Origin of the sequence: Xenorhabdus sp. PB30.3, from assembly GCF_963895965.1 — a bacterium.
Classification (GTDB): domain Bacteria; phylum Pseudomonadota; class Gammaproteobacteria; order Enterobacterales; family Enterobacteriaceae; genus Xenorhabdus; species Xenorhabdus stockiae.
The window spans coordinates 1-25,275 of sequence record NZ_CAWQMW010000140.1 but is presented as its reverse complement, the minus strand read 5'-3'; the positions used below and the strand labels follow the sequence as shown (position 1 = coordinate 25,275).

At 41.5% G+C, this 25,275-nt stretch carries 34 protein-coding genes, 1 tRNA gene and 1 pseudogene; 12 read left to right on the top strand and 24 right to left on the bottom strand.

Features of this window, described 5'->3' with window-relative positions; translation table 11 throughout:
- Positions 1-229: 229 nt before the first annotated feature.
- Both AACX38_RS13215 and lldD read left to right on the top strand, forming a co-directional pair.
- Entirely contained in the window at positions 230-802 is a 573-nt protein-coding gene (locus AACX38_RS13215; RefSeq protein ID WP_228864544.1) for an RBBP9/YdeN family alpha/beta hydrolase, read from the top strand.
- 195 nt (positions 803-997) lie between these two features.
- Positions 998-2,149 carry an FMN-dependent L-lactate dehydrogenase LldD gene (lldD, locus tag AACX38_RS13210; protein ID WP_228864543.1) on the top strand — a complete coding sequence of 384 codons (1,152 nt, stop codon included), beginning with the start codon at positions 998-1,000 and terminating at the stop codon, positions 2,147-2,149.
- Between the two features lie 60 nt (positions 2,150-2,209).
- Here lldD and AACX38_RS13205 read toward each other — a convergent pair whose 3' ends face one another.
- Both AACX38_RS13205 and AACX38_RS13200 read right to left on the bottom strand, forming a co-directional pair.
- A complete protein-coding gene (locus AACX38_RS13205; protein ID WP_228864542.1) occupies positions 2,210-2,716 on the bottom strand; it encodes a DUF1543 domain-containing protein in 507 nt (168 codons plus the stop codon).
- A gap of 57 nt (positions 2,717-2,773) precedes the next feature.
- The gene (locus AACX38_RS13200) at positions 2,774-3,553 is read right to left on the bottom strand and encodes a PhzF family phenazine biosynthesis protein (protein WP_228864541.1); all 780 of its coding nucleotides are present in this window, start codon (positions 3,551-3,553) and stop codon (positions 2,774-2,776) included.
- A gap of 167 nt (positions 3,554-3,720) precedes the next feature.
- On the opposite strand from AACX38_RS13200, the gene AACX38_RS13195 reads away from it, so the two are divergent.
- Complete coding sequence (locus AACX38_RS13195) at positions 3,721-4,173, top strand: hypothetical protein (RefSeq protein WP_228864540.1); 453 nt, start codon at positions 3,721-3,723, stop codon at positions 4,171-4,173.
- Positions 4,174-4,329: 156 nt separating this feature from the next.
- On the opposite strand, the gene AACX38_RS13190 is transcribed toward AACX38_RS13195, so the two are convergent.
- Positions 4,330-5,274 (bottom strand): Kdo(2)-lipid IV(A) acyltransferase, encoded by a 945-nt coding sequence (locus AACX38_RS13190; protein WP_228864539.1) that lies wholly within the window; start codon positions 5,272-5,274, stop codon positions 4,330-4,332.
- Between the two features lie 492 nt (positions 5,275-5,766).
- Between AACX38_RS13190 and rmf the strand changes: the two genes are divergently transcribed.
- A complete protein-coding gene (gene rmf, locus AACX38_RS13185; protein ID WP_086956221.1) occupies positions 5,767-5,925 on the top strand; it encodes a ribosome modulation factor in 159 nt (52 codons plus the stop codon).
- A 108-nt stretch (positions 5,926-6,033) separates the two neighbouring features.
- Here rmf and fabA read toward each other — a convergent pair whose 3' ends face one another.
- Both fabA and AACX38_RS13175 read right to left on the bottom strand, forming a co-directional pair.
- Positions 6,034-6,552, bottom strand: coding sequence for a bifunctional 3-hydroxydecanoyl-ACP dehydratase/trans-2-decenoyl-ACP isomerase (fabA, locus tag AACX38_RS13180; protein ID WP_086956222.1), 519 nt, complete (start codon positions 6,550-6,552; stop codon positions 6,034-6,036).
- 85 nt (positions 6,553-6,637) lie between these two features.
- Positions 6,638-8,368: an AAA family ATPase gene (locus AACX38_RS13175; protein ID WP_228864538.1), complete on the bottom strand. Its 1,731-nt coding sequence runs from the start codon at positions 8,366-8,368 to the stop codon at positions 6,638-6,640.
- Positions 8,369-8,572: 204 nt separating this feature from the next.
- On the opposite strand from AACX38_RS13175, the gene matP reads away from it, so the two are divergent.
- Positions 8,573-9,022, top strand: a complete 450-nt coding sequence (matP, locus tag AACX38_RS13170; protein WP_228864537.1) for a macrodomain Ter protein MatP — start codon at positions 8,573-8,575, stop codon at positions 9,020-9,022.
- Positions 9,023-9,099: 77 nt separating this feature from the next.
- On the opposite strand, the gene ompA is transcribed toward matP, so the two are convergent.
- Complete coding sequence (gene ompA, locus AACX38_RS13165; RefSeq protein ID WP_228864536.1) at positions 9,100-10,230, bottom strand: porin OmpA; 1,131 nt, start codon at positions 10,228-10,230, stop codon at positions 9,100-9,102.
- A 357-nt stretch (positions 10,231-10,587) separates the two neighbouring features.
- Positions 10,588-11,160 carry an SOS-induced cell division inhibitor SulA gene (gene sulA / locus AACX38_RS13160; RefSeq protein ID WP_228864535.1) on the bottom strand — a complete coding sequence of 191 codons (573 nt, stop codon included), beginning with the start codon at positions 11,158-11,160 and terminating at the stop codon, positions 10,588-10,590.
- A 249-nt stretch (positions 11,161-11,409) separates the two neighbouring features.
- Here sulA and AACX38_RS13155 point away from each other — a divergent pair, with 249 nt between their 5' ends.
- Entirely contained in the window at positions 11,410-12,018 is a 609-nt protein-coding gene (locus AACX38_RS13155) for a TfoX/Sxy family DNA transformation protein (protein WP_099123094.1), read from the top strand.
- A gap of 110 nt (positions 12,019-12,128) precedes the next feature.
- Here the strand turns inward: AACX38_RS13155 and yccS are convergent, their stop codons facing one another.
- Entirely contained in the window at positions 12,129-14,336 is a 2,208-nt protein-coding gene (gene yccS / locus AACX38_RS13150; RefSeq protein WP_228864534.1) for a YccS family putative transporter, read from the bottom strand.
- Positions 14,337-14,402: 66 nt separating this feature from the next.
- On the opposite strand from yccS, the gene helD reads away from it, so the two are divergent.
- Positions 14,403-16,472: a DNA helicase IV gene (gene helD / locus AACX38_RS13145; RefSeq protein WP_228864533.1), complete on the top strand. Its 2,070-nt coding sequence runs from the start codon at positions 14,403-14,405 to the stop codon at positions 16,470-16,472.
- Positions 16,473-16,514: 42 nt separating this feature from the next.
- Here helD and mgsA read toward each other — a convergent pair whose 3' ends face one another.
- Positions 16,515-16,973, bottom strand: a complete 459-nt coding sequence (gene mgsA, locus AACX38_RS13140; RefSeq protein WP_228864532.1) for a methylglyoxal synthase — start codon at positions 16,971-16,973, stop codon at positions 16,515-16,517.
- Between the two features lie 136 nt (positions 16,974-17,109).
- Here mgsA and AACX38_RS13135 point away from each other — a divergent pair, with 136 nt between their 5' ends.
- Entirely contained in the window at positions 17,110-17,523 is a 414-nt protein-coding gene (locus AACX38_RS13135) for a CoA-binding protein (RefSeq protein WP_228864531.1), read from the top strand.
- A gap of 72 nt (positions 17,524-17,595) precedes the next feature.
- Here AACX38_RS13135 and hspQ read toward each other — a convergent pair whose 3' ends face one another.
- Complete coding sequence (hspQ, locus tag AACX38_RS13130) at positions 17,596-17,916, bottom strand: heat shock protein HspQ (RefSeq protein WP_186435674.1); 321 nt, start codon at positions 17,914-17,916, stop codon at positions 17,596-17,598.
- A 285-nt stretch (positions 17,917-18,201) separates the two neighbouring features.
- On the opposite strand from hspQ, the gene yccX reads away from it, so the two are divergent.
- Positions 18,202-18,480 carry an acylphosphatase gene (gene yccX, locus AACX38_RS13125; RefSeq protein WP_228864530.1) on the top strand — a complete coding sequence of 93 codons (279 nt, stop codon included), beginning with the start codon at positions 18,202-18,204 and terminating at the stop codon, positions 18,478-18,480.
- Positions 18,481-18,495: 15 nt separating this feature from the next.
- On the opposite strand, the gene tusE is transcribed toward yccX, so the two are convergent.
- Positions 18,496-18,825 (bottom strand): sulfurtransferase TusE, encoded by a 330-nt coding sequence (gene tusE / locus AACX38_RS13120; RefSeq protein ID WP_169926668.1) that lies wholly within the window; start codon positions 18,823-18,825, stop codon positions 18,496-18,498.
- Between the two features lie 182 nt (positions 18,826-19,007).
- Here tusE and AACX38_RS13115 point away from each other — a divergent pair.
- Positions 19,008-19,095 (top strand) — tRNA-Ser (locus AACX38_RS13115).
- A 174-nt stretch (positions 19,096-19,269) separates the two neighbouring features.
- Positions 19,270-20,481 carry a tyrosine-type recombinase/integrase gene (locus tag AACX38_RS13110; protein ID WP_228864529.1) on the top strand — a complete coding sequence of 404 codons (1,212 nt, stop codon included), beginning with the start codon at positions 19,270-19,272 and terminating at the stop codon, positions 20,479-20,481.
- Here the strand turns inward: AACX38_RS13110 and AACX38_RS13105 are convergent, their stop codons facing one another.
- From AACX38_RS13105 to AACX38_RS13045, 13 genes are all read right to left on the bottom strand, one after another.
- On the bottom strand, positions 20,482-20,688 hold the full coding sequence (locus AACX38_RS13105) for a helix-turn-helix transcriptional regulator (protein ID WP_228864528.1): 207 nt from the start codon (positions 20,686-20,688) through the stop codon (positions 20,482-20,484).
- Positions 20,673-21,005, bottom strand: coding sequence for a hypothetical protein (locus AACX38_RS13100; RefSeq protein WP_228864527.1), 333 nt, complete (start codon positions 21,003-21,005; stop codon positions 20,673-20,675). Before AACX38_RS13100 ends, AACX38_RS13105 begins: the two co-directional genes overlap by 16 nt.
- Complete coding sequence (locus AACX38_RS13095) at positions 21,002-21,337, bottom strand: DUF551 domain-containing protein (RefSeq protein WP_228864526.1); 336 nt, start codon at positions 21,335-21,337, stop codon at positions 21,002-21,004. Before AACX38_RS13095 ends, AACX38_RS13100 begins: the two co-directional genes overlap by 4 nt.
- Positions 21,337-21,561, bottom strand: a complete 225-nt coding sequence (locus AACX38_RS13090; protein WP_228864525.1) for a hypothetical protein — start codon at positions 21,559-21,561, stop codon at positions 21,337-21,339. Before AACX38_RS13090 ends, AACX38_RS13095 begins: the two co-directional genes overlap by 1 nt.
- The gene (locus AACX38_RS13085; RefSeq protein ID WP_228864524.1) at positions 21,554-21,781 is read right to left on the bottom strand and encodes a hypothetical protein; all 228 of its coding nucleotides are present in this window, start codon (positions 21,779-21,781) and stop codon (positions 21,554-21,556) included. The genes AACX38_RS13090 and AACX38_RS13085 overlap by 8 nt, the downstream gene beginning before the upstream one ends.
- Positions 21,778-22,122, bottom strand: coding sequence for a hypothetical protein (locus AACX38_RS13080; protein WP_099123254.1), 345 nt, complete (start codon positions 22,120-22,122; stop codon positions 21,778-21,780). Before AACX38_RS13080 ends, AACX38_RS13085 begins: the two co-directional genes overlap by 4 nt.
- Before the next feature lie 12 nt (positions 22,123-22,134).
- Positions 22,135-22,737 (bottom strand): hypothetical protein, encoded by a 603-nt coding sequence (locus AACX38_RS13075; RefSeq protein ID WP_228864523.1) that lies wholly within the window; start codon positions 22,735-22,737, stop codon positions 22,135-22,137.
- Positions 22,737-23,594, bottom strand: a complete 858-nt coding sequence (locus AACX38_RS13070) for an ORF6N domain-containing protein (RefSeq protein WP_228864522.1) — start codon at positions 23,592-23,594, stop codon at positions 22,737-22,739. Before AACX38_RS13070 ends, AACX38_RS13075 begins: the two co-directional genes overlap by 1 nt.
- Entirely contained in the window at positions 23,594-23,812 is a 219-nt protein-coding gene (locus tag AACX38_RS13065; RefSeq protein ID WP_228864521.1) for a hypothetical protein, read from the bottom strand. The genes AACX38_RS13070 and AACX38_RS13065 overlap by 1 nt, the downstream gene beginning before the upstream one ends.
- The gene (locus tag AACX38_RS13060; RefSeq protein ID WP_099123250.1) at positions 23,812-24,000 is read right to left on the bottom strand and encodes a PerC family transcriptional regulator; all 189 of its coding nucleotides are present in this window, start codon (positions 23,998-24,000) and stop codon (positions 23,812-23,814) included. Before AACX38_RS13060 ends, AACX38_RS13065 begins: the two co-directional genes overlap by 1 nt.
- Positions 23,987-24,307, bottom strand: a complete 321-nt coding sequence (locus tag AACX38_RS13055; protein WP_228864520.1) for an ANR family transcriptional regulator — start codon at positions 24,305-24,307, stop codon at positions 23,987-23,989. Before AACX38_RS13055 ends, AACX38_RS13060 begins: the two co-directional genes overlap by 14 nt.
- Complete coding sequence (locus AACX38_RS13050; RefSeq protein ID WP_228864519.1) at positions 24,304-24,639, bottom strand: hypothetical protein; 336 nt, start codon at positions 24,637-24,639, stop codon at positions 24,304-24,306. The genes AACX38_RS13055 and AACX38_RS13050 overlap by 4 nt, the downstream gene beginning before the upstream one ends.
- Positions 24,640-24,716: 77 nt before the next feature.
- Positions 24,717-24,878 (bottom strand): hypothetical protein, encoded by a 162-nt coding sequence (locus AACX38_RS13045; protein WP_228864518.1) that lies wholly within the window; start codon positions 24,876-24,878, stop codon positions 24,717-24,719.
- A 268-nt stretch (positions 24,879-25,146) separates the two neighbouring features.
- Here AACX38_RS13045 and AACX38_RS13040 point away from each other — a divergent pair.
- Positions 25,147-25,275, top strand: a pseudogene (locus tag AACX38_RS13040) (IS630 family transposase); the annotation flags it as partial.

Here is a 25,275-nt window from a genome sequence, read left to right as displayed (position 1 = left end):
ACACTTCGTCTTTCAAGTTGCCTCTTTGTTGGCTGCGCTCGTTCGCCCCAGTCACATAGTTATCTATGCTTCTAGGGATTACTGAGAGGCTCCTGCCTCTCACCGGAGGCCAGCCTTTGGCTGGGCAAATTCGTTCCCGACAAATTTGTTTCTCCCTTGCCGCCGCGATGCATCTTGAAATTTATTGTGTATAGAATCAATGACACCATCAATAATAAAGGAACTGGCTATGTTTTCTGGTAAAAAAGTTATTATTATCCACGGTTATACTGCTTCACCTTCATCAAATTGGTTTCCCTGGTTAAAAGAAGTGCTGACTGAACAAGGTGCAGAAGTAATTGTACCGGAAATGCCTGAATCGTTATCACCTAAACCGGAAGAGTGGGCCAGAAAGCTAATGGAGATTGCACCCAGTGTGGATGATAATACAATCTTTATTGGTCATAGCCTTGGGTGTGTGACTTTACTTCGTCACTTAGAAGTAATCAGAGCTACGACCGATAAAATCGGTGGGTATATTTTGGTTGCAGGGTGCGATTCTGCGCAGAGTACCATGCCGGAATTAGACTGTTTCACTGTTCAACCATTGAATTATGCATTTTTACGTGAAGTAACAGCACACCGTGTTTCTATCATTTCTTCTAATGATGAGATTGTCTCTCCCGAATCATCCCATGCTCTTGCTAATTCATTACAAACTGAAATTATTAATATTGAGAATGCAGGGCACTTTCTCGACAGGGAAGGTTTTATCCGTTTGCTGCCTGTTTATGATGCTCTGAAAGCAATAGTATCCGGTTGAACAGTATCTACTCACTTTACTTCTGTTATTTTGCCTAAACTATCATCAGCCATCAGATAAAAAAGATGTTTTGTGGAACAGGTTTATCTATTTTTATGTTTCGCATTACGTTGCCTGATGTGCTGGTCATGGGCAATATGATCAGTCAAAACAATATTATTGCCGTTAATTTTATTTTGGGCAGAGGTGAAGGTCATGATTATTTCCGCTTCAACTGATTACCGGGCTGCGGCACAGGATAAGCTACCCCCTTTCCTGTTTCATTATATTGATGGCGGAGCCTATGCAGAACACACTCTGAGGCGTAATACCGAAGATTTATCTCATATTGAGCTGCGCCAGCGTGTGTTGAAAGACATGTCTGAACTGAATCTGGAAACGTGTTTATTTGGTGAGAAGATATCAATGCCCGTGGCATTGGCTCCTGTCGGTTTAAGTGGTATGTATGCTCGCCGTGGAGAAGTACAGGCTGCCCGTGCCGCGACTAAAAAAGGTATTCCATTTACCTTATCTACGGTATCTATATGCCCGATTGAAGAAGTGGCTTCAGCAATCGAGCGCCCGATATGGTTTCAGCTTTATGTATTAAAAGATCGTGGTTTTATGCGCAATGTTTTGGAAAGGGCAAAGGAAGCCGGTGTTAAAAATCTGGTATTTACTGCTGATATGCCTGTTCCCGGTGCTCGCTATCGCGATGCTCATTCAGGAATGAGTGGCCCGAATGCAGCGATACGGCGTTTTTTACAGGCAATCACCCACCCGCGCTGGGCGTGGGATGTTGGTGTGATGGGAAAACCTCATGATCTTGGCAATATATCCCTATACCGTGGTACACCGACCAAGCTGGAAGATTATATCGGTTGGATAGGGAGCAACTTTGATCCGTCTATATCATGGAACGATTTAGAGTGGATACGCGATTTTTGGCAAGGGCCTATGATTATTAAAGGTATCCTTGATCCTGAAGATGCTAAAGATGCTGTCCGTTTTGGCGCTGATGGTATTGTTGTTTCCAATCACGGTGGGCGACAACTGGATGGTGTTCTCTCTAGTGCCAGAGCTTTACCGGCTATTGCAGATGCTGTTAAAAATGACATTACAATTCTGGCTGACTCGGGTATTCGCACAGGGTTAGATGTCGTAAGAATGCTTGCATTGGGTGCCGACAGTGTTTTATTGGGAAGAGCCTTTGCGTATGCTCTGGCAGCAGCGGGGGAAGCGGGAGTTTCCAACTTATTAGAATTGATTGATAAAGAAATGCGGGTTGCTATGACACTGACGGGAGCGAAATCTGTCAAGAATATAAATTCAGATTTATTAGTAAATAATCTGCGCCCATTATTTTAACTTACTGCTGGTTTGAAGTTAGCAGAGTCAGCAAAGTATGAAGCTGCTGACTCTTTTTTATTAGATCCCGATAGGGCGATACCCTTGCCATTCTGGTTTATCAGGCAGCCCGTTAGGGTTTTCAGTCAGATGAATATAGTAGCCACTCACTTGCCCCAAAAGCAGGCAGTCATCAACATCTTTCAGATTATCTTTATGTAATTGATCATAGCCAGTAAGCAAATATTTTTTTGCTTTTTCTTTTGCTTCTTCAGCTGTACGGCCAACAAAAAATCCATATTCATGGGCTTCTGCCAGTGAATTTTTTTGATAGCCACCTACGTTTACAAAATAAAGTCGTAAATCCCCAGCGAATTCATTTTTGCTGAGAGAAATATCATAGCCATCTGCCCATCTAACAGGCATATAGCCATCCAGATGAAGTTTATCTTTATCACCAAACCACACATCGCGTAACACGGGGTAGGCTTCTTCAACCTTATTTACAGCAACAAACTGGACATCATGAACTTCGATATTGGATTTTCCGGCATTTCCACCAAGATAAAACATATATAACTGAGTCATACCTTTCCTTATTGCTTTTTTTAATTTTTTACTCTCAGAAGCAAGATGATAATTGATTTAAAGCACAATTTGACCGTAAGAAAATAGTTTAGCTTTTCCTGTCAGATAAACACGTTTTCCTTGTACTTCACACAATATATCACCACCCCGTTCAGATAACTGATGGGCGCGGAGGATGGATTTATTAAGCCTTTTACTCCAGAAAGGTGCTAAAACACAATGCGTTGAACCCGTGACAGGATCTTCATTAACGCCTTTTGCCGGAGCGAAATGGCGTGAAACAAAGTCAGCGGATGAATCGCCGGGAGCAGTAATGGCAAGACCAGAAAAAGGAAGGGAGGCGACTTTATCGAAATCAGGCTCAATATGGCGGACTTGCTCAGCAGAATCCAATACACAGATATAACGATCATGGGAGGCAAATACTGCTTTGATTTTTTGCCCCAGAGCATCCTGAATAACAGGAAGCAGAGTAGCCTCTTCCTGGCAATCAGCGGCAGGAAAATCTAATGTAAAAACACCATCCTGATGAGTCACATGCAGATCACCTGAACGGGTCTTAAATGTAATTAATTTATTTTGGTATGAACATTTTTCAACGAGGACAAAAGCGGTTGCCAGTGTGGCATGCCCACATAAATTCACTTCAATTCTGGGAGTAAACCAGCGCAGGTGATCACCGACTAAAAAAGCTGTTTCTGAAAGATTGATTTCAGCAGCGATAGCGATAAGTACCTCATCTGACAGCCATTCATCCAGTAAGACAACAGCAGCAGGATTGCCGGAAAAGTTTTTTTCTGTGAAAGCATCGACATGATAAATAGGGTATGAGGACATCAGAAACTCACTTTACATAAAAAAATCTCAGCTAGCATGTTGAAATTGCTTTTGATTGTAAAGGGGTATTTGTTTTTGGCCTACTAACTACCTATAACTGGTAGTTGATCTCAGTGGAGAATGACTATTAAATAATGATTTTTAGTTATAATCACACTAGGATATTTATGCAGTTTAAAAGGATTACCGGCCTGCTTTTTATTATGGCAATTGGCTGTTCTCAGGCGTTCGCGCATGATTTTAGCTATAAAAGTAATATACCTGCTGATAACAAAACGCCAGAAGAATACCTGAAAAAAAGAGAAGGATTGGGTACTAACAATTGGCAGGTTGATCAGTTAGCACGAGACAACGCACTGGTTGAGAAACGGGAAGAAGAAGCGGATAAATATAAATATGCCCGAAAAGATGATTCAAAAGCACATCTTGGGTTTTCTTATGATTGGGATAATCAAAAACTGAAATTTCCTCATCATGACAAAGACTGGGCAACTATGAATGACAGGAATCGAGCCTCCCAACGCAAATGCTACCGGGAAACCAGACAAAAGCTGGAACAAAAATGGGGAAATGGCTATTCCAATATGGAGATTGCGGATGCCTGTGGAGGGGCTTATTAGAGGGTTTATTGAACCACCTATTTAACTTTGTAGCTTAGAAATCAGGCTGTCACTTTTGGAGTGAGAGCCTGATTTTTTAAGTTATGATGATTGATATGTAATGGCTTTCAGCGACTTTATAGCCAAGAAAGACTTAACCTGAAAGGGGCTGAGCATCTAGTGAATATTATCGTTATTATCACCATACAAAGATGGCATACCTTCGGGACGTGTTTTAAAACGGCGATGTAACCACATATATTGTTCTGGTGCCTGCATGATCTCCTGCTCGATGATCTTATTCATAAATGCGGCAGCTTCCGTTTCATCTTTTTCAGGGAAGTTTTCTACAGCTGGTTGAATAATCAGCTCATAACCTTTTCCATCTGGTAGTCGACGCGGAGTAAAAGGAAGTAGAACCGGATTCGATAATCGAACCAGAATTGAAGTCCCAGTTGTTGTTGCCGCATGTTCAACTGCGAATAATGGAGCAAATACACTTTTACGTGGGCCATAATCATGATCTGGTGCATACCAGACAATTTCACCATTTTTCAGGCAGCGGATCATTCCCTTGAGATCTTTTCTGTCCAGCATATATTTGTTGGAGCGTAAGCGTCCCCAGGTTTGTAGCCAGTCCAGAACCGGATTATCATTTGGTCGATAAACACCGATACCCGGATTCAGTATACCGAAAATGCGAGCACCCAATTCCAGTGTCAGGAAGTGGATCCCAATAATAATGATCCCCTGGCCTGTGGTCTGTGCTTTCTGGATATTTTCTCGTCCTGTCACTTTGAACCAGCGCTTTACTCTCCAATCAGGCCAGAACCATGCCATACCAGTTTCAAGTAATCCCATGCCCACGGATTCAAAATTTTTGACCAGCCACTTATCCCGTTCTTCCTGTGACATATCGGGGAAACAGAGAAGCAGATTACGCTCAGCGATTTTAGCCCGTTTTTTTAAAAAGCGCTGTGATAGCCGGCCAAGGTGGGTTCCGATCCAGTAAATCGCTGGATAGGGAAGTAAGACCAATAAATAAAGTATTCCGATACCGAACCAAGTCAGCCAGTAGCGGGGATGTAAAAGTGAACGATGAAAAGAGGGTGTCTGTATCATGTGTTTTCAGTGTCTTAAAGATAACTCTTGAACTATAAAAAAACCTGTCTTATACCGCCTCAGGAGTAATATGGGGCTATTGTGACACTTTTTAGTGGAATATCGAAATATCAGGGCACTAAATGGTTAATCAAGCAATAGCAACTTAGCAGTTATCCTTACGGTTTTGGCCTTGCTGTATCAGGTGTTGATTATGATATCACCAGATATGATATTCAAATGGTTGTGTTACCTCGTTGAACGGAAGCAGGATAGGGAGTACAGAAGGCAACATGATTAGCAGCAAAGCGCAGGAATAAATGCCTGCCATCTTTCAAGCTACAGCTGGCTTTCTTAACTGTATTCACTTACACCGGCATGGTGTCAAATTATAACTTTTTTACGGCTTTCTTTGCTTGATCTTCATTTCAGATAGGAGTATCACTAGGAAGCCTTCTGAATAAGAAACATTCATTGTTTTATTTTCATAGTAAGTAAATGAGGAAGTAAGACATGAAACGACAAAAAAGAGATCGTTTGGCACGTGCACTTTCTAGGGGCTATCACGCTGGTATTTTAGGGCGACCGCGGGAAAATTGCCCTTACCATTCGTTAGATGCCCGCTCACACTGGCTGGGGGGTTGGCGTCAGGCGATGGAAGACCGTGTTTGATTGCTGTGACTTTAGTCAATAACCCGTTACTTTAATAACAAATCACCTCTGCCATAATGCAGAGGTGATTAGTATAAGAGAAGGGAAGTAAACATCAGGACAAGAAAATCAAAAATTACTGGTATCTTTGAATATCCCTACCTTCAGATCAGTGGCTGTATAGATAAGTTTACCGTCAACCAACACTTCACCATCAGCCAGACCCATAATCAGTTTCCGGTTTATGACGCGTTTAAAATTAATGCGATAGGTGACCATTTTTGCTGTTGGTAACACTTGCCCGGTGAACTTTACTTCCCCAACACCAAGCGCCCGACCTTTACCTTCACCGCCAAGCCAGCCCATGAAGAAACCAACAAGCTGCCACATCGCATCAAGACCGAGGCAACCTGGCATAACGGGATCTTTGAAAAAGTGGCAACCGAAAAACCACAAGTCAGGGTTAATATCAAGTTCAGCTTCGATATACCCTTTGTTATAAGTGCCACCATCTTCTGTCATTTTAATGATGCGATCCATCATTAACATATTACCGGAAGGCAGTGGTGGCCCATTTTCACCAAATAACTTACCTTGTCCAGAGGCTTGAAGTTCTTCTTTAGTGTAGGACTCTTGTTTTTTAAACATATTCTCAGATAGCCTTATTATTGGGTAAGGGTAGAGAATAGCGTACACTTGTACGCTGAACAACTCCGATCAGATATCTGAGATACTAACCCAACCAGCGTAAGAACCAAGGTAATTTTGGGCGTTCTTGACTATTAATTTGTGTAATACGTTCATATATCATAGCTAACAGATGTTCTTTCTGTTCGTCATAATAAGGGATGTCTGTCAATAATGAAGCGGCTTCGGACACGTGCTCTACAGCCCAAATATGGAATTCTCCATTTTTCACCGCATTAATAACATCCTGATGCAAACACAGATGCTGCACATTGGCTGTCGGGATAATCACCCCTTGTGAACCGGTTAGCCCACGGCAGTGACATACACGGAAAAAACCTTCAATTTTTTCATTAACACCACCAATCGGCTGAACATTACCAAATTGATCGACGGCTCCTGTCACCGCAATTTGCTGGTTTATCGGCTGTTGAGACAATGCACTGATTAATGCACATAATTCAGCTAACGAAGCACTGTCACCATCGACTTCGCCATAGGATTGCTCGAATACAATAGAAGCAGAAAAGGGTTGAGGCTGATCGAGTTTTAACTCAGAAATCAAGTAGGCCTGCATAATCATCATGCCTTTGGCGTGAATATTACCCCCAAGCTCGACTTTACGTTCTACATCAATAAATTCGCCATCGCCTAAATGGGCAACACAACTGATTCGGGAGGGTTCACCAATCGGATCTGGATGGCCCGGATATTCAAGTACAGACAATCCGTTTATTTGACCAATAACAGTACCCTGTGTACGGATCAGTATTTGACCTTTCAGAATTTCGTCCATACTGCGTTCAGCTAAATAGCTATGACGCCAGCGCCGGTTATCTTCTGCCTGTTGCAGAGAATGCAGGGTAATCTGATTTTCCTGCTGATAATTAGCCGCTGTTTCCAGAGTTTGTTTCAGCCACTGGATGTCTAAAGGCAAACTGAATTGATCTTCGGTGTAGCGAACAGCTTGCCTGAATAATTCGCTCCAGGCATCTTGGCTCAAAGACGGGAGTTTTTGCTGCTGAATGAATCCACTTACATATCGACACCACATCGCCAGATCATCTTCCTCATGAAATGGCATATCAGGTTCGAGTTCACTGTATAAAGCACTGCTTGCCAATTCCGGTTCAATAGCATGCAATTCGTCAAGACTGAACCGATCTCCTACAAGGATCAGACGCAAATCTAACGGTATTGAGGGCACTGGCAGAGGCAGAGAGTGGTTTTCATTGTGTGGTAACCAGTCAAAACGTCGTTGAATGATCATCTGTTTGAGCCGAACCCACATTAATGGCTGGGATAGCAGCGTGCGTAGGGGTAAGATTAAAACACCACCATTAACTTGGTGGATAAGCCCCGGCTGGAGTTGAAGCACATTCTGGTGTGTGTAGATGTTGCCAAATAATTGTTCAGGTTCAATCCACTCGCGATAAGCAACTCTTTGATTTGGCGAGAAAGGGCCTTCACCGGAGGAATGCCATGTAATGGTTTGGTGTTCTATCTGATAATAGCCACCAACATCAGGATAGCTTTCTGGTAATAATGTAGAAACTGTATCGGATAAAAGGGCCAGGCAGGCATCACTTTCTTCTGCTTTTAACAGCATAAAAGATTGGCGTAAATTGGCCTGACAAAAAAGTGTTAGCCCATTGTGCAGCCTGGGTTGAATGACTTCCAGGGTGACGGAAGGTGATTCAGAAACAGAATTGAAAAGTGATTGATAAGGTACACTATTTGGCTGTAATGATTGCCAGTCTAATTTTATATTCGTCAAAGTGATAGCTACATGTAGTGAAAAAGAAACATTTATTATACAAGATTAGGCTGTGAACCAACATGCCATAATCTTTGAAAGGCATGATATTTGTACTATCCCATTGATAGTTTAAGAAATGCACGATAATCCGGTGTTGTTATGAGAAATTAAGATAAATAATTGCTATGCTTAATTTAAGTTACGCTGTCACTGAGAGATGAAATGAAATATCAACAACTGGAAAATCTGGAATGTGGCTGGAAATGGGCTTATTTAGTGAAAAAACATCGAGAAGGTGAAGAAGTCACTAAATATCTTGAAAAAAGTGCAGCTCAGGATGCAATTAATGCATTGTTAAAATTAGAGCGAGAACCTGTCAAGGTTTTGCAATGGATTTCACTGCATATGAATCAAGCTCTATCCAACCGCATGAAGCAAACTATCCGAGCACGGCGTAAGCGCCATTTTAACGCAGAACATCAGCACTCGCGTAAAAAGTCGATTGATCTGGATTTTCATGTCTGGCAGCGTCTTTCAAATCTATCCCGACGCCGTGGTAATACTTTATCAGAAACAATTGTACAATTATTGGAAGATGCTGAACATAAAGAAAAATATGCTCACCAAATTCTGAATTTAAAACAGGATTTAGCTGCAATTTTAGATAAATAGTCTTTGAAAAACGGTGAAATAAATAAAAACCCCATGCTTACACATGAGGTTTTTATTTTATGAATAATGTAGATAAATCAAAGGACAACTTTTGCAGGAACAGTTACTTCCTGAGTACCCTGAATATTGATAACAACACGGCGGTCTGGTGACAAACACGAAATCAATGTAGAGCGCGCTTTGATATTGTCACATGTTGAGCCGGTAACCGGATCTTCTTTACCGCGACCCTCAGCCTGAATGCTGTTTGCAGGAATACCTTTTGCAATCAGATAGTCAACAACGGATTGAGCCCGTTTCTGGGACAGAGGTAAGTTATAGTTTTGGCTACCGATTCGGTCAGTGTAACCAAGAACTACAACATGGCCCTGATTTGGGTCAATTTTACTTAATTGGTTATAGAGTGCATCGAGTTCCTGTTTACCTTCAGCCTTCAATGTTGATTTGTTGAAGTCAAACAGGACATCAGAACGCAGGGTAAAGCTTTTGTTTTCAACAACAGGCATCGGAGCAGGGATCACAGGAGGAGGCGTAGCTTCATCATCCTGTCCAAAACGGTAAGAAACACCGAGGCTTAGCAGACCGTTATTTGGTTTAGGCCCTAAATAAGAGCTGCGATCCTGCGTATATGCATCTGAGCTGCCTTTTCCGCTCTGACCAACTTTTGGTGCCCACTGGTATTCCAGACGAGTTGCAACATTTTTCGTCAATGCATATTCAGCACCGAGAGCGATTAGCGGTGAAATACCAGTACTATTATTTTTCACATAGTCTTTTGTTTTATCTGAGTGGCTGTAATTTGCTGAAGCGTTTGAATGCCACACTATGCCCCCCAGACGTGTATAAGCATCTAAAGAGTCTGTCAGCGGGGCGCTCAATTTCATTGCAAGCTGAATACCCTGGCTTTTGAAACTGGCGTCATTAATCTTAGATTTATAGGTCATTTTCCCGAGCCAATCATAACCTAATTCGAAACCTATGTATGGTGTTGCCTGATAACCAACATAAGCTCCGGCACCCAGAGCATCTTTCTTGTCAGCATTACCTGTTGCTATTTTAGCAGCATCGATATCTTTAAATCCTGTTCTACTATAGTCGGACCAACCTACCTTAGTACCTGCATACCAAGTATGCTCTTTTGGAGCTGCTTGAGCCACAGTTGCAAAAGTTGCTACTGCCACGGCCACTGCGATAGCTGTCTTCTTCATTGTACGCCTCGTTATCATCCAAATAATAAGTAGTTGGCCTTAAAGTCTTATTGTTGGCCATTGGTTGAAACAATCTGTTAGGTATATGCGCTTAATATCAATAGATAATTCCTGAAATGTTAGTTAAATCAGCATCAACCCAACTTTGTAGAGTCTACAACGAACTTTAAAACTTACAAGTACATGGTGATTTGTGATACATATTTTTTAAATTAATACCTGTAAGAAATTAAATATTATTAATGATAGCTTATGAAAGTTGGTTATTTAATTATTTGATTTTTATAATAAATAAAAAAGTTTTATTACTCATAGCATGTTTATTTTAAAAAATACTGAGAATAATCTTAAATTAATTCAATGATAGTAAATAGAATGAAACTTTATCCTGCTTTCTACAGGATTATACTGTTCGGGTGAGGCCTGAGGACGCATAATCAGGCCTAGTGTTGTGCCTTTCTGTGCAGCTAATCTCAGTTTTTGTACTCCATATTCAGACAGTTCTGGCAGCCATCCTAATACGATGCAGTAGCTACCACTTGCTAAGGCTTTCTCCATGGCATAGGGTGATGCAACAGGGGTAATTTGGTTTAATTGAACGCTCTTGTCTAAAGGCAAACCCGAGTCGACTAACCACTGGCGGCTTAATCTTTTATTAGGCGTTATCCAGAGTAACCACCTGTTTTCATCTCTGGATTGTTGTAGCAAAGGAAGTAGGATGTGGTTAACCACAGGCCATTGTTCACAATAGCTTAACTCACGGATTGTACCATTTACTGCTTGTAAGGAATTTTGCTCAGCCTGACTAAGAGGTTGTAATTTTGTAGATGTAGTGCCCGTTACATTAGTGATTTCGTGTTTGTGAGTTGTACTGTTCTCAGCTTCAATTTTACTCTCAATGAGATACTCCAGAGTGGGTTGAATACGCATAATGTTCCTCACCATGATGCCTGTATATATATACAGTAATTGGTTATTTGGCTAAAAGCAAGACCATTTTTTTCAAGGCGCTTCGCAAAAATTCATATAAAACAGTTTTTTTCTCATTTAATGATTGGCAGCCAGAAATAGATTGCGTATGGTTTTAATTACTTGTTCTTGTTATTTATTTTGTTAATAACAGACAAGGGAACTGAGCATAAAATATTTAGTCAGGATATAATTCATGGAGTGATAAAAATGTTTTTATCTGGGGCGCGTTTTGATCAATTGAAACACGGCGTATCTTCATTGGGTAAACTTAAAAAAAAATCCCAGTTTGGTGGAATTGGATTATCAATTGATGGAGTCTTGTTCGCCCTGAGTTATGAAGGTGAGCTTTATTTACGAGGGAATAGTTATGCAGAGACGTTATTTAAAGCAAAAGGCATGGAGACGTTTATCTATTCAAAAAGGGGAATTCCTGTGGCTTTGCGTTATTACCGAGTCAGTGAGTCACTTTGGCGGGATCAAAAACAATTATTCGAATATGTTAATTTAGCCTATCAAGATACACTGACAGATATTATTAATAAACAAAGAACACCTCTCAGATTAAAAGATCTTCCTAATCTTGGGATGGCTTTGGAGCGCCAGTTATGGAAAGCTGGAATATCAAAAGTAGAAGAATTACGTGTGTTAGGAGCAAAAGTAACTTATCTTAAATTACAACAAAATGGAAAGAAGATAAGTGTTAATATCTTACTAGCATTAGCCGGAGCAATAGAAGGCTGCCATGTTGCTGTGTTGCCAGAAAAACTACGCCATGATTTACTTATATGGCATCAAGAATTAGAACATAGTAACTAGTATTATTCTATTTTTCCTTGATTTAAGACGACAGATGATAATTGATTTTAAATGCAGAAAATATAAGTTATAAAAATAAAAAAACCGCCTTCATAGAAGGCGGGATATATTTAATTAGATTTCTGATTGTTTATTTGCTTTTTCAAATTAACTATTTCCGGTAATAATTCAACTAGCAGCCCTACTTGCTGTAATACAAGTTGAACATTGCTGTTATCAGAATTTAATTGATTACTTTTTTGTATCAAATGCTCTGAAATTTGATGTAGGAACTCATCATTAACTCTGTCTTGTTGCAATGCAGATTCAACATGGTGAATTGCTTCAGTCAGTAGATCCAGAATGACAGGTTCATTAAGTCTGTCACGATGTGCACCTAAGGCGGAAATATAACTCAACATGGTATGATTCAGGCAAAGAAAACGAAATGCTTCTTCCTGAGAAATACGATGATGCTTAGGTTCTGATGACATGTTTGAAACAACCGATGCCAGTTCGGCATCATAATTATGAGCGTTACGGCGAGCAACCCGATATTCCAGACAATTACTCTTTCCTTGATGATATTGCAGCAAAATAGCATTGAGATAATGGCAATTGGCATTCATTGTACGGGTAATGACTTGTGGCAATTGGCGAAAATTCCAATCAGGCCAGATAAAACTGACTGCCAACAAAGCAATACCACAACCGATCAGGGTATCGACTATTCTGGGTAACGCTACTTCAAAGCCTTCACCCAATAGATTAAAGCTTAATAATACCAGTAACGTAATAAATAGAGTGGCATGTGCATACTGGCTACTACGGAAGGCAAAAAATAACACACCTGAAATGACAATCAGCAATAATTGCCCTTCAATAGAAGGTACAAGATAGAGAATAGGCAGGCCAATCAAAATACCCGCCAATGTCCCGATAACCCGCAGAGCCAGACGGCGGCGAGTTGCGCTGTAGTTAGGCTGACAGACAAACAGGCTGGTTAGCAGGATCCAATAACCTCTTTGCATATCAAATAGCTGAATAATGGCATAACCAGTACAAAGCAAAGCAGACATACGGATAGCGTGACGGAATAGTGCTGATTTGGGTGTCAGGTTGCTGAGAAGCCGAAATGAAATATCACGCCATCCCGTTAAGGCCTCATCGGATAATTGCGTCTCTTCTTGTTTATCGTTGTACTGTTTGTCATGGTACTGCCTGTCATCGCTTTGCTTATTATATTGAGCAGTTTCCTGAAGGGTCAGATATTGCTCAGAACTGAGTCCGGCTAGTTGTGCATCAATTGCCCGCAAATTTTTCAGTAAGTTACTAAATGCAACGATCTTAGTATCAACTAGTTGTTGGTTTTTTAATTTCTCTAAAGAGATTTCAAGATAGGTGAAAGCATTTTCGAACCGTGAGCTATGCTGATATTGTTTACGCAGGATAATGGATTGTGAAACCTGCTCACAGGCCTGTGCCTGCATGGACAATAATCGCTGGAAACGGAATAGAAGATCGCTGTGGCGCAATGTTTCTCGTAGCTTTTGATACTGAATGTGAGACGAACTGGCACGTTCATGGATATCCTGAACAACAAAATAATAGTGTAGAGTCCTTCGGGTTCCCTGTTGCCCACGGTCTCCTTTCAAACGACTTAATAAAGTTATTTTAGTTTGATTCAGTGTTGATACTAATGTGCTGTTGGCCATCGCAATATCAAACACAGCCTGCTCGTATTCCTCTGCTTCAGCATCTGGGTCAAACAAATTTGTTTTGGCGTGCAGATACACAGAAAGCTGATGATAACAGCGTGCTAGGTTTTCTTGTAACGGGCGGATAGGAAATAGTGCATGCCCTGCTAGTGTCAGCAAGTTATACCAAATTGCACCAGTGAGTAATAATAAAGGTTGCTGATACCAGACAGGGAATATCGATGTACCCAGCATAGTATATATTGCAATCAATAAAGCACCGAAAGCGATGGTGGCATAACGCTGCCCTAAAGCACCAAGTAGTATGAAACTACAGGTAGAAATCGCCAGCCCAAGAGCGAAGAACCAAGGGTATGGAAAAAGTAAAGTAATAGAAACAGAAGCAACAAAGAAGGAGACTAAGGTGATGACCAGATTGCGCAAACGACCCGCTAAACGATCATCTAAGTCTGTTAATGCGGCGGCGACAACACCTAACGTCAAAGGGATTGTAATCTTGGGTTCTTCTTTCAATAGCCAGGGAACCAGTGTAGTTCCTGTTAGCGCAATAAATATACGAATATAATAGAAAACGTGATTGTTATACAAAAAATGGCGGGAGCTGGAAAAAACAGTTAGCACAAAAAACTCCTAACAACATTTAAGTGAGCAGATAGCTCAACAATTTTCAGGTACGGTGCTATTACAATGGAACTAAAATCAACACAAATTGGTCAACGACTTGCTCGGCATCCTTATAATCGAGTGCGTTTACTGAGTGCTGGCATTGAAGTCAGTGGTGACAAACATCAGTACCTAATTCCATTTAATCAATTAATCGATATTCAGTGTAAGCGAGGGCTGGTCTGGGGGGAACTGGAATTTGAGTTACCGGAAGGGAAAGTTGTTCGTTTACATGGCACTGAATGGCAGCAAACACAGCGTTTTTACCATTATTTATTCAAGGAATGGCAGGCATGGAGCTCTGATATGAGCGGCATCAGCTCTGGCGTTCTGTCTGCTCAGGTAAATAAAATTGATAAAATTCGCCAGCAAGATTATTGGATGAAGACAGAAGATTTATCTCTATTACAGCAACAAATCCATGAAACATTTCAATCTATTCCCTTGCCATTACAAAGACTCAAGGACTTTGCAAACTGTCGGGAAAATTACCAGACGTGCTTGAACTGGCTTAATGAAGGAGAGGAACGGCGAAAGTTCATAAACCAGCAGTGGGCTGAGCGCATTCAGGAACGATATGGTGAATTGTTCCAAATCGCAGAAAATGCACCATTCAATCCGTTACAATATCAGGCCGTTATTAATGGTGAAAAATCCATATTAGTTTCGGGAAGTGCGGGAAGCGGAAAGACATCTGTTTTAATTGCCCGGGCAGAGTGGCTATTATTACGCCAGCAGGCGCTTCCTGAGCAGGTTTTATTACTGTCAGCCGGGCAGAAATCGGTTGAAGAAATAAATAAACGTCTTCAGTTACGCTCGGGAACAAAAACGATACAAGCGAGAACATTCCATGAACTGGCCCTTTGTATCATCCGGCAGGCAAATAGCAATACACCAAAAATTAGTGAATTAGAGACTAATACTCAAAAGCGCCATGATTTTCTTATTCGGGAATGGCAAAAACAGTGTAATGAAAAAAAAGCACAGGCCAAAGGCTGGCGCGAATGGTTGAATGAAGAGTTAGACTGGCAGTTACCCGATGGAGCATATTGGAATGACAGGCAGGTACAATCCCGTTTATCCAGCCATCTGGATTATTGGCTGGAGTTAATGAGAATGCATGGTGGTAGCCAAAAAGAGATGCTGGAACGGGCTTCGCCTGAATATTCAGATATATTCCCAAAACGTATCCGCCTGATGGCACCTTTGCTGAAAGCCTGGAAATCGGCATTAAAAGAAGAAGGCGCGCTGGACTTTTATGGGTTGATTCATCAGGCAGTAAATACTCTGCAAAAAGGACGTTTCATTAGCCCGTGGAAGCATATCCTGTTAGATAATCTGGAGAATATTTCTCCTCTAAGTATTAAGTTATTAACTACACTTCAAGCGAAAAATAGACAAAGCCATATATTCGCAGTAGGAGATAACTGGCAGGGAGTTTGTCGGTGTAACAGTCTTGAATGGCCTTCAATAAAGACTTTTTCTGCTTATTTTGGTGAGAGTGACGAGTGCATTTTAGATACCACGTATCGTTTTAATGAGCACATTAGTAAAATGACTAATGGAATTACCCATCTCTTTCACAGCCAAGTGAGTGATTTATTGTGTAGGCTTACCAATCATAGTTCAATAAAAGGAAATAAAAAATCAGTCATGATTTTGCCCGAAGAACAATTGGAAGCCTTATTAAACCGGATGAGTGGCTATGTCACCAGTCAGGAAACCATCTTCTTATTGGCCCGTTACCATTTTCATAAGCCTGAGGTATTGAAGAAAGCGGCAACCCGTTGGCCGAATTTAAATATTAACTTTATGACCATTCACGAATCTCTGGGGCAACAGGCTGATTACATTATTATCTTAGGATTACGAAAAGGAAAAGAAGGTTTTCCGGCATCAGAAAAAGAAACAGTGCTGGAGCAGGTTTTACTGCCGAAACCTGAAACATTTTCTGATACACAAGAGCAGCGCCTGTTATATGTTGCATTAACGAGAGCAAAAAAGCAGCTCTGGCTGATGCAGGAACCTAAAAATCCATCGGTATTTATTCATCAATTATCTAAATTAGGTGTCCCAGAGCACCGAAAGCCTTAGGTTTCGGGGAAATAATCTGGTTTTCTTTGCTGGTGGCTGTGCTTATTTTAACCTGTCATCAAGATACCTCTGATAATCAGGTACGTAAATATCGACTTTTTCGGTAAAAAGCGAAGATTTGATAAGAAAATCAGCAGTTGTTCGATTTGTTGCTACAGGGATATTCCAGACTGTGGCCAGACGTAACAGTGCCTTGACATCGGGATCGTGAGGAACGGCATTCAGAGGATCCCAAAAAAAGATTAGAACATCAATTTTTCCTTCAGAAATCAATGCACCAATCTGTTGATCACCTCCCATCGGCCCACTCAATAGGCTGGTAATCGGTAAACCCGTTTGTTGTTGAAGCAAGTTTCCGGTTGTACCTGTGGCATAGAGCCTGTTTTGTTCTAATACACGCTTATGTTCATTGACCCAAGACAGAAGAGATTGTTTACAGTGATCATGTGCAATCAGAGCAATACTTTTGGATTCAGTCAGTGTACGGGTTGTTAATTCCATATTAATACCTTCGTGAAAATGCACCATTTACCAATTATTTTAATAACAAGATAATAGAAATAAACGTGATTGTCATAAACACTGTAGTAAATGAAACGTATAATTATTACAGCATAATCATGAGTTAGGGGGCTTTATGAGTGATCAATATCTGATAGATATCCTGAAAAAAGTCGGAACAATCGCTCTGGTGGGAGCGAGTGAAAAACCAGATCGACCCAGCTATGAGGTAATGGAGTACCTGATTAATCAGGGATATAACGTTATACCAGTTAGCCCTAGGCTAGCGGGCAAAACATTATTAGGACAGCACGTTGTGAAGCAGTTAGCTGATATCGAACAGCCAGTTGATATGGTTGATGTCTTTCGTAATGCAACAGCTGCTTATGGTATTGCGGAAGAAGCGATTGCCATTGGAGCAAAAGTGCTTTGGCTGCAAAAAGGAGTAATTAATGATGAGGCGAAATTACTGGCAGAAAATAAGGGGTTAGATGTGATTATGGATCGCTGTCCGAAAATTGAGATCCCACGTTTAGGATTAGAAAAGTAAAGAAGGCGATGGGTTATTTTTATTTCATCGCCTTTCCTTATCAGTATCGTTTAACTTTTTAAAGGAATATGTTTAATTTCGTAACCTTGGAGCCAGCAATTGACTGCGGATAGATTCAGCTAACTCATCCAGAGAAGGATGTTCCGGATGATCATCTGATATCTCGTAAGTCAATTGAGCCTCTGCTAAATAGGTGTGGACAGGTTGCCCATCATCACCTTCCATCACAACGTGATACCACGGAGCTGAACGTAAAGTAGCATTAGATGCGATATCATTTTCCTGTGGTTGTTCTAAAGAATATTCGGCATCAATATCTACAACAACACCCAGATAGCCCAACAGGCTATGTCTCACTTGTTGGCCGATACCGAATTTGCTGGCGATCATCATAGTCACCTCCAGAGAAACCTTGCAATCACTCTTATATAAGGGCCGTAAGGTAAATTTCAAGCGCACACCCGGTAACCGGAATCTTGCATTTGAGATGGTATGTGATCACCATCTCATATTTCAGGTTAGCTGTTGTGTATATAAAATACAATACTAAAAGTGGTCTTAGCATGCCAAAGTTATTATACCTGATAGTTTTCAATCTATTGCATAACAGAAAATAAATACTTTTCCATCAGAATACTGAAGAGTCACTTTTCAATTTTGTTTGAGGGAGAAAAAGAAATGGCAGTTCAAAGTATCACTATTTATGTTTATGGCCGAGTACAGGGAGTTGGTTTTCGTTATCAGACATACTGCTGGGCAAAGAAAAATAAGCTATTGGGGTATGTTCGGAATATGAATGATGGCAGTGTCAAAATCGTTGCCTGTGGTAATGAAGAACAAATAGCAGCGCTAATACATTGGCTGGAGAAAGGCGGGCCTCCGGGTTCGAAGATTGAACATTTTCAGCCTCAGTTTTGTGAGATAGAGGAAATGGCTGATTTCAGCATCCGCCATTGAAGGCGGATGACAGACTCAGATACATTTCACTGGTTTTGGTAACCCTGCAATTTTAGTTGCTTGCTTTGCCGGTCCTTTAGGAAACAAGCGATAAAGATAGCGGCTATTACCTTTTTCTTCGCCATGCTTTTGTGATATCGCCTTGACTAACATCCTGATAGCGGGGGAAGTGTTAAACTCCTCATAAAACTCGCGGACAAATCGAACCACCTCCCAATGCTGTTCGGTTAAGATGATATCTTCCTGCTCGGCAAGTAGCGGTGCCATCGCTTCTTCCCAGTCGTTACTGTTTTTAAGATAACCCTGTGCATCAGTTTCGATTTCTCGACCTTCAAATACCAACATAGCTTTTTAACCACTCGACAATAATGGCTGCAATTTAGCAAAAATCACCTTTATTCCAAAGAAAGATTGCCATAAATGCTGAATAAATGCGCCAACGAACAGTTATGTGAGTGATTTGGCATCAATTGAGCATATAAGTACTTTACATTGGGAACAGTGATGTTTATAGTGCACGTCATCGCGGAGGGGTGGCCGAGCGGCTGAAGGCAGCGGTCTTGAAAACCGCCGATGGGAAACCATCCGAGAGTTCGAATCTCTCCTCCTCCGCCACTTCTACTTCTCGCAACGTCTCCTAAAGTCTACTTTTACTAGTAAAATCAACGAATAGCAACAAGCTCAAGTCTCCTGATATCTTCTAACATCTCCTGAAAGCGACATGAAATTGTGTATAGTTTTGTGTATAGTTTTTCCTATACACATCTTCCTATACACATGGGTGAAATGATGAAGCTAACAGACGTGGCAATTAAGAGATCTAAGCCAGAAGCAAAGGCTTATACTCTTTCCGATGGAAACGGGCTTTGGTTGTTAATAGAACCGAATGGCTCCAGAGGTTGGCGATTCCGTTATCGTTTTGAAGGTAAGCAAAAAATGCTATCTTTAGGTACTTATCCTGAAGTGCCTTTAGCGGAAGCAAGGAAAAGAACCGCAGAGTACCGCTCTATGATTGCTGGTGGCGTTAATCCTTCTGAAGACAGGAAACAGAAGAAGCGAGAAAGCACCATAATGTCTGAAAACACTTTTGAAAAAATCACTCTTGAATGGTACGAAAAACGCAAAGATAGGTGGTCGGCAGGGTATCGTGCTGACATGATGAGTGCTTTTGAAAATGATGTCTTCCCTTATATTGGTGATAGGCCAATAGCAGATATAAAACCCTTGGAATTATTGGACGTTCTTACGAGAATGGAAAAAAGGGGTGCTACAGAGAAATTAAAAAAAGTCCGTCAGCGTTGTGGTGAAGTTTGGAAGTATGCAATTATCACAGGTCGAGCTGAATATAATCCCGCCCCTGATCTTGCCAGTGCTTTTATTCCTCATAAAAGAGAGCATTATCCGCACCTTGATGTTGACGAGTTACCCGAATTCCTGAAATCCATTGATAAACACATGGGCAGCCAGATTGTTAGACACGCACTGAGAATTTTAATTATCACGGGATTGCGCCCCGGTGAATTAAGAAAGTTAGAGTGGAGTGAAGTTGATCTGGAAAAAAGGCTTATTCAAATTCCTGCCGAAAGAATGAAAATGCGTAGACCGCATAGTGTGCCTTTGTCCGATCAAGTAATGACTTTGCTTCAACAACTAATTCCAATCAGCGGTGATTATCAATATGTATTTCCCAGCCGAACAGATTATAAAAAACCTCTTAGTGAGATGGCTATGAATACCATGATGAAGCGCATGGGGTACGGTGGTAGAGTTACAGGACATGGATTCCGTCACACTATGAGTACCGTATTGCATGAGCAGCGCTTCCCTTCTGAATGGGTGGAATTACAGCTTGCTCATGTGGATAAAAATACCATTAGGGGCACGTATAATCATGCCCTTCATTTGGATGGTCGCCGGGAAATGCTGCAATGGTATGCTGATTTTATGAGTTCTCTAGAGTGCGGGAAAGGTATTACTAATAGCCGTTTTAAAAATGACTGATTAAGTATTATCTTCAATTGAGCAGCGAGATTCATTGATACGCTGCTCAATCCACTCATTAATCTCACTTTCTATAAAGGCAATTGAGCGAGAGCCAATCTTAACGGGCTTAGGAAATTCTCCTTTATCAATTAATTTATAAGTCCATGACTTGCTATAACCTGTTCTGCTCAAAACCTCAGTCAGTCTGATTAATTTATTTGACACTGCTCACCTCCTTTCTGATACCCGCTCTCCAATATCACCCTCGCCACACTCGCCGGTGTTGCTTTATCACTCCACGTCGCACCGAAAATAATGTCGCTCAGTTCCGCCATGAGAATATCGTTCAAATTCTTCGGTCTTGCGGAGTAGGGCACCCCATCAGGCACCCCTTCCATAATATCGATAGTGAGCTGGACTATTTCTGTTGCTTCCCGTTCAGGCTTGCGATACCCAGAATGCCAGACTACATCAGTGATATCAGACGGATCACCCCAGACTGAGGCAATAATCTGAGTCAGGTGGAATGAGTTATTGATCATGATCTGTGTTCCTCTGTTACTGGTGCGGGAATGTCATCCATGTAGCACCAGTGTGTGACTTCATCGCATTCGTGTTCTGACCACCGCTGCATGTCGACATCCCAGTAGTCATAACCTGCATGAGAAATAGAACCCACAGAAACATAAACAAGACATAAGCGAAGCCATACATCATCCTTCTCTGGCATTCTTTCTTTGACACTGACCCATGGAATGACTGGTAATTTTCTGCTCTCTTCCGCCTTCTTCAATAACCAATCTGCCCACTCACGCCCGTCGTCGATTTGTCCGGGCAAGCTAATATCATTCTGTGCGTTATCGATGCTTATCATTATTTTTTACCCCGTTTGTTATGCTTTTTATTCGCTGGTGTTATCTTCACTGCTGCCACTTTGGGTGCTGGTGGAAGAGGAGGGCAGATGCCCTCATGAATATGCCGATTACGATTCATAATGTGGATAATGCGCTGCCCCCAATCCCTGCCGTCGTCGATGTGGACTACCGTTCTGACCAGTTCGTCGTGAATGTCCACCATCTGGCGGTGTTCCTCAGTCACGGCGCTCCTCCTCACAAATGATTTTGTAAGCACGTAGTACGTGAGGTGTTTTGCCTGTAATAACGGTCATCCTAAAAAGGAAGCCGACAGAAGTAGAAGCGCGAACAGGTGTAGCCAGCAGAGCAGCATCAATACAACGGTTATGACGTCGATGTGCAGTGATGACGCTACTCACAATGATTTTTGAGGATATACCTTCGTCGATATATTCAATTTTCATTGAAACATCCCCTTAGCCGCCAGTGTTTCACCCATGTCATTGATCATGCTTTGCCATATCTCACGTCCGTAGACTGTCAGGAGACCATTGACGACACATTTCTCCATCAGGGCGATGGCGATAACTTCCCATGCTGGATAACTCTGCTGTAGTGCTTCCAGTGCGTAACTGTCCACCAGTTCACGAATGCCTTTTGCCCCTTCGACAATAGCAATATTGATTTCTGTTTTACCGACTTGCATCGTGAAGTGAGCACCGCCGTTACGGGTCACTACATCGTTATAGATAGCGGCTGAATAGCTGTTCGCCAGCGCGTTGAGGCGAAAGTTTTTTGTTATCATGTGAGCCTCCTATTAATGAATGATGGGGATATCGCCAAATTCACCCGCTTCTACTGACTTGATTAAGTCATCGTGCAACATAGAAAGACCCTCACGCCCTTTCTCAGATAACCAGTTCCCGCTTTCTGGCTGCATATTGATGAAGTCCATATACATTCTGATGGCCATATCTGCGCCTGCTTCTCTGCCGAACTGCTCAAAGGCGATCCCCTCAACATGGGCTGCCAGCATCAGGCGCTCTGAAAACGGGTATACTGTGATGGCAGAGGCACCATTAAGATAAATAGCTGCGGTATCAGTGCCGCCTTCGTCGTTATCAACCTCACGCGTACCGTTTCTGTCCATTTGCTCCCGGATAAATGAGGCTGAGACAATCCAGCGCCACAGCATCACACTCTGTTCGCTGGTGGGCTTATAAAAGCCTGCTTTCCAGCCATGAGAAATCGCCAGTACCAAATCAAAACCCAGTAATAAATCGCGGTCATACTGACCCGCGTCCAATGATTTCAGCGCCTCTATATAACCGATAATTTCAGTGTTAGCCGCCTCAGTGAGGACAATCACGCCATGCTTGCCGTAATCAAATTCCGTTTCAGTGTGATGAGGCTTTTTCATTATTTGACCTCCGGCGTATAAACCGCTTTATCGTGTTGGTATTCACCGTTCCAGCTCTTCTTCATGGGAAGCTCACCTTTCATGTACAGGGCGTAAAGACGATGACAGCCTTTTTCCAGTAGCACAGCAGTACGGGTAATAAAGGGATCCTGTCCATGCGGCTTTATCTCGTTTTCGTCTTCGGTGAGATAGCGATCACGGGCGTAGGAAGCGACACGCCAGCGCGGTTTTTTCTCCGGGTCTTTCTGTTCGTTGTAGAGCCAGTTCCGCTCCATTGCCCACCACATGATTTTGGCGGTATTTACCCCGTTAAGCCCTTTGCAGAAAGCCGGGAGGGTTATGCCTTTGGTAAAGTGTTTTTCCAGACTGTCAACCGTTGCACTCAGGGTTTTGTTCTCACCCTCAAGGCGTTCGACATTTTCGGCATATACAGACAGCATGGAACGTAACTTTGCGGGATTACTTAACAGTTCCGCTTCGGTTGTGATGCTGTCGCGGCGGGTGAAATAGAACTCAGTCAGATCATCGAAGTAACTCCAAGCCTGGTCTGTTTCTAACATCTTGGAATGGTTCGCTGCGCCGCGTTCTGTCCAGAGTGTTAGTGAGCGGGTTTTTGAGGAAATTTGCGCGTCGCTAAAAGATACGCGCAAATCATTTAGTTCTTCCCCTTCAACCTGAAAATGGTGTTTCTCCTCAATAAATCGGGACTTGTTGCGGTTAAAGTTTTGCCGGATGCGATCAACAGTCGTACCATACCCCGAAGCTAATTGCTCGGTAGTCACAACACGCTGACCGCGATATTCAACGATCTGTAATTCTTTGGCTGATACTGGAACTAATTCATTTTTCTTGCTCATTATTTCGCTTCCTTAATTTCAATTTTCATTTTCTTTGCATGACGGCGCATAGAGCGATTAAGCGGAATTAATACATCTCCATCATTTGTTGAATAAGGCTCTATGTACTTCTTTGAGTTCGTGTATATATCCATGGACTCTTCTTTTATTTGAACTAATTGCGGGATGGTCATTCCCGCAAAACCCTGTTGAGTTCTACTTCTTTTTCTTTTCGCCATTACCACCCCTCACGAATAATTACTTTTGCTTTTTGAATGCAGCGATTTCCGTTTTTAATACATTCTTGTTCTTGTTTAAGGTTCTGAGATAATGAAAGGGCTTCACCCCATTTATTCGCAGCGCGACGAAATAAACCTTTCGATTCTAAATTCCGTGCTAATTCACCTGCCTGTTCATATACCGTCATTATTCACCTCCGCCTGTTGAAATTTTTGTTTCCACTTATTGGTTTCAGTGTGATTATCAAGGTGCTTTTTTAATACCTCTTTTGTTCGCTGATTTTCTTTCTGACTTCTTAATGCGGTACTATGGCTATGATGCAATGAATATCTTTTTTCATTATGCTCTTGGCGATATTCAGACCAGAGTTGGGTATTCAGCGTATTTGCTAATTTATTAGCTTTTCCCCAATATTCGGCAGCGAGGTTATACTTTTCTTCTTTTTCCATTTGAATAGCGGTATTGGCAAAATCTAAATAGGATTTCTTTTTCATTTTATTGGCTCCGTTTTTTTAGCAATAAGTTTTAATAGGTCATTAATAAACTCGTCACCTAGTGGGGTTAAATTCCCGTGCTTGGTATAAAGCTCGTTATATGTATTCATGATAAGCAATTCGGCTATTGGCTTACGTTTTAACGCCAGTACATCGGATTCAAAGTAACGGATTAAAGCTACATTTAATATTTCTTCATCTAAATCCAGCCTGTAATTAGTTCTACCTACTTTGACTATTACGGAGTGGCAACCGTGTTTCTTTTGTAATGTACTCAACATGGCGTTAATAAGAGCCTTTCGCTTTCTTTCAAGCAAAGTCGATTGCGTCATTCTATATTCTCCGTTTTTGGCGAAAGCGAGTCCCCAGCGATGGCGCTGTAATTAAATTTGTTTTGTTGTTTTTATTATTAATCTAAGTCGGCTATTTTCATTTCTAACTCAGATATTTTATCATGTAATGAATTGATTTTACTCATTGCCTTTGAATACTTTCTATGTAGGGCTATTCTTTCTCTCTCTCGTTCAATATCCGCTTTCAGTTCTTCCAGAATTTGAGAATGTCTTTCCATAAATTCAGGCCGCATCTTGCCAAACATCAATTTAGTCGTTCCGTCTTCTTGCTTAACTTTTTTGATAGGATAGTTACTTGGCTTCTTTTCTTTTTCAAACTGCTCTTGTGCCCTAACATAAGCTAGTTTATTCAGTGCGGCACTTTTACTTAAATAAGCTCTGCTAAATAGCTTTTCAAAATGGTAGGCGAATCAAAGAAACTCAGTCCTATTTTTGCGAACTTTTTAATCGCAAAACCAAAAAAACACAAAAAGGAAGGACTGAGTTATGGCCATCGTACCACCAATTCCGCGCAATGAGCGGCGTCAAATGAGAAAAATTGTCCAAAAAACGGCAGATAAAAACTATGCTCGCCGGATTATGGCGATACTCTTGCTACATCAAGGTGCATCTGTG

What these genes read in the sequence shown, in the direction of transcription:
- AACX38_RS13215 (WP_228864544.1), top strand. Translation starts at nt 230, where the DNA reads ATGTTTTCTGGTAAAAAAGTTATTATTATCCACGGTTATACTGCTTCA.
- lldD (WP_228864543.1), top strand. Translation starts at nt 998, where the DNA reads ATGATTATTTCCGCTTCAACTGATTACCGGGCTGCGGCACAGGATAAG.
- AACX38_RS13205 (WP_228864542.1), bottom strand. Translation starts at nt 2,716, where the DNA reads ATGACTCAGTTATATATGTTTTATCTTGGTGGAAATGCCGGAAAATCC.
- AACX38_RS13200 (WP_228864541.1), bottom strand. Translation starts at nt 3,553, where the DNA reads ATGTCCTCATACCCTATTTATCATGTCGATGCTTTCACAGAAAAAAAC.
- AACX38_RS13195 (WP_228864540.1), top strand. Translation starts at nt 3,721, where the DNA reads ATGCAGTTTAAAAGGATTACCGGCCTGCTTTTTATTATGGCAATTGGC.
- AACX38_RS13190 (WP_228864539.1), bottom strand. Translation starts at nt 5,274, where the DNA reads ATGATACAGACACCCTCTTTTCATCGTTCACTTTTACATCCCCGCTAC.
- rmf (WP_086956221.1), top strand. Translation starts at nt 5,767, where the DNA reads ATGAAACGACAAAAAAGAGATCGTTTGGCACGTGCACTTTCTAGGGGC.
- fabA (WP_086956222.1), bottom strand. Translation starts at nt 6,552, where the DNA reads ATGTTTAAAAAACAAGAGTCCTACACTAAAGAAGAACTTCAAGCCTCT.
- matP (WP_228864537.1), top strand. Translation starts at nt 8,573, where the DNA reads ATGAAATATCAACAACTGGAAAATCTGGAATGTGGCTGGAAATGGGCT.
- ompA (WP_228864536.1), bottom strand. Translation starts at nt 10,230, where the DNA reads ATGAAGAAGACAGCTATCGCAGTGGCCGTGGCAGTAGCAACTTTTGCA.
- sulA (WP_228864535.1), bottom strand. Translation starts at nt 11,160, where the DNA reads ATGCGTATTCAACCCACTCTGGAGTATCTCATTGAGAGTAAAATTGAA.
- AACX38_RS13155 (WP_099123094.1), top strand. Translation starts at nt 11,410, where the DNA reads ATGTTTTTATCTGGGGCGCGTTTTGATCAATTGAAACACGGCGTATCT.
- helD (WP_228864533.1), top strand. Translation starts at nt 14,403, where the DNA reads ATGGAACTAAAATCAACACAAATTGGTCAACGACTTGCTCGGCATCCT.
- mgsA (WP_228864532.1), bottom strand. Translation starts at nt 16,973, where the DNA reads ATGGAATTAACAACCCGTACACTGACTGAATCCAAAAGTATTGCTCTG.
- AACX38_RS13135 (WP_228864531.1), top strand. Translation starts at nt 17,110, where the DNA reads ATGAGTGATCAATATCTGATAGATATCCTGAAAAAAGTCGGAACAATC.
- hspQ (WP_186435674.1), bottom strand. Translation starts at nt 17,916, where the DNA reads ATGATGATCGCCAGCAAATTCGGTATCGGCCAACAAGTGAGACATAGC.
- yccX (WP_228864530.1), top strand. Translation starts at nt 18,202, where the DNA reads ATGGCAGTTCAAAGTATCACTATTTATGTTTATGGCCGAGTACAGGGA.
- tusE (WP_169926668.1), bottom strand. Translation starts at nt 18,825, where the DNA reads ATGTTGGTATTTGAAGGTCGAGAAATCGAAACTGATGCACAGGGTTAT.
- AACX38_RS13110 (WP_228864529.1), top strand. Translation starts at nt 19,270, where the DNA reads ATGAAGCTAACAGACGTGGCAATTAAGAGATCTAAGCCAGAAGCAAAG.
- AACX38_RS13100 (WP_228864527.1), bottom strand. Translation starts at nt 21,005, where the DNA reads ATGATCAATAACTCATTCCACCTGACTCAGATTATTGCCTCAGTCTGG.
- AACX38_RS13095 (WP_228864526.1), bottom strand. Translation starts at nt 21,337, where the DNA reads ATGATAAGCATCGATAACGCACAGAATGATATTAGCTTGCCCGGACAA.
- AACX38_RS13085 (WP_228864524.1), bottom strand. Translation starts at nt 21,781, where the DNA reads ATGAAAATTGAATATATCGACGAAGGTATATCCTCAAAAATCATTGTG.
- AACX38_RS13080 (WP_099123254.1), bottom strand. Translation starts at nt 22,122, where the DNA reads ATGATAACAAAAAACTTTCGCCTCAACGCGCTGGCGAACAGCTATTCA.
- AACX38_RS13075 (WP_228864523.1), bottom strand. Translation starts at nt 22,737, where the DNA reads ATGAAAAAGCCTCATCACACTGAAACGGAATTTGATTACGGCAAGCAT.
- AACX38_RS13070 (WP_228864522.1), bottom strand. Translation starts at nt 23,594, where the DNA reads ATGAGCAAGAAAAATGAATTAGTTCCAGTATCAGCCAAAGAATTACAG.
- AACX38_RS13065 (WP_228864521.1), bottom strand. Translation starts at nt 23,812, where the DNA reads ATGGCGAAAAGAAAAAGAAGTAGAACTCAACAGGGTTTTGCGGGAATG.
- AACX38_RS13060 (WP_099123250.1), bottom strand. Translation starts at nt 24,000, where the DNA reads ATGACGGTATATGAACAGGCAGGTGAATTAGCACGGAATTTAGAATCG.
- AACX38_RS13055 (WP_228864520.1), bottom strand. Translation starts at nt 24,307, where the DNA reads ATGAAAAAGAAATCCTATTTAGATTTTGCCAATACCGCTATTCAAATG.
- AACX38_RS13050 (WP_228864519.1), bottom strand. Translation starts at nt 24,639, where the DNA reads ATGACGCAATCGACTTTGCTTGAAAGAAAGCGAAAGGCTCTTATTAAC.
- AACX38_RS13045 (WP_228864518.1), bottom strand. Translation starts at nt 24,878, where the DNA reads ATGGAAAGACATTCTCAAATTCTGGAAGAACTGAAAGCGGATATTGAA.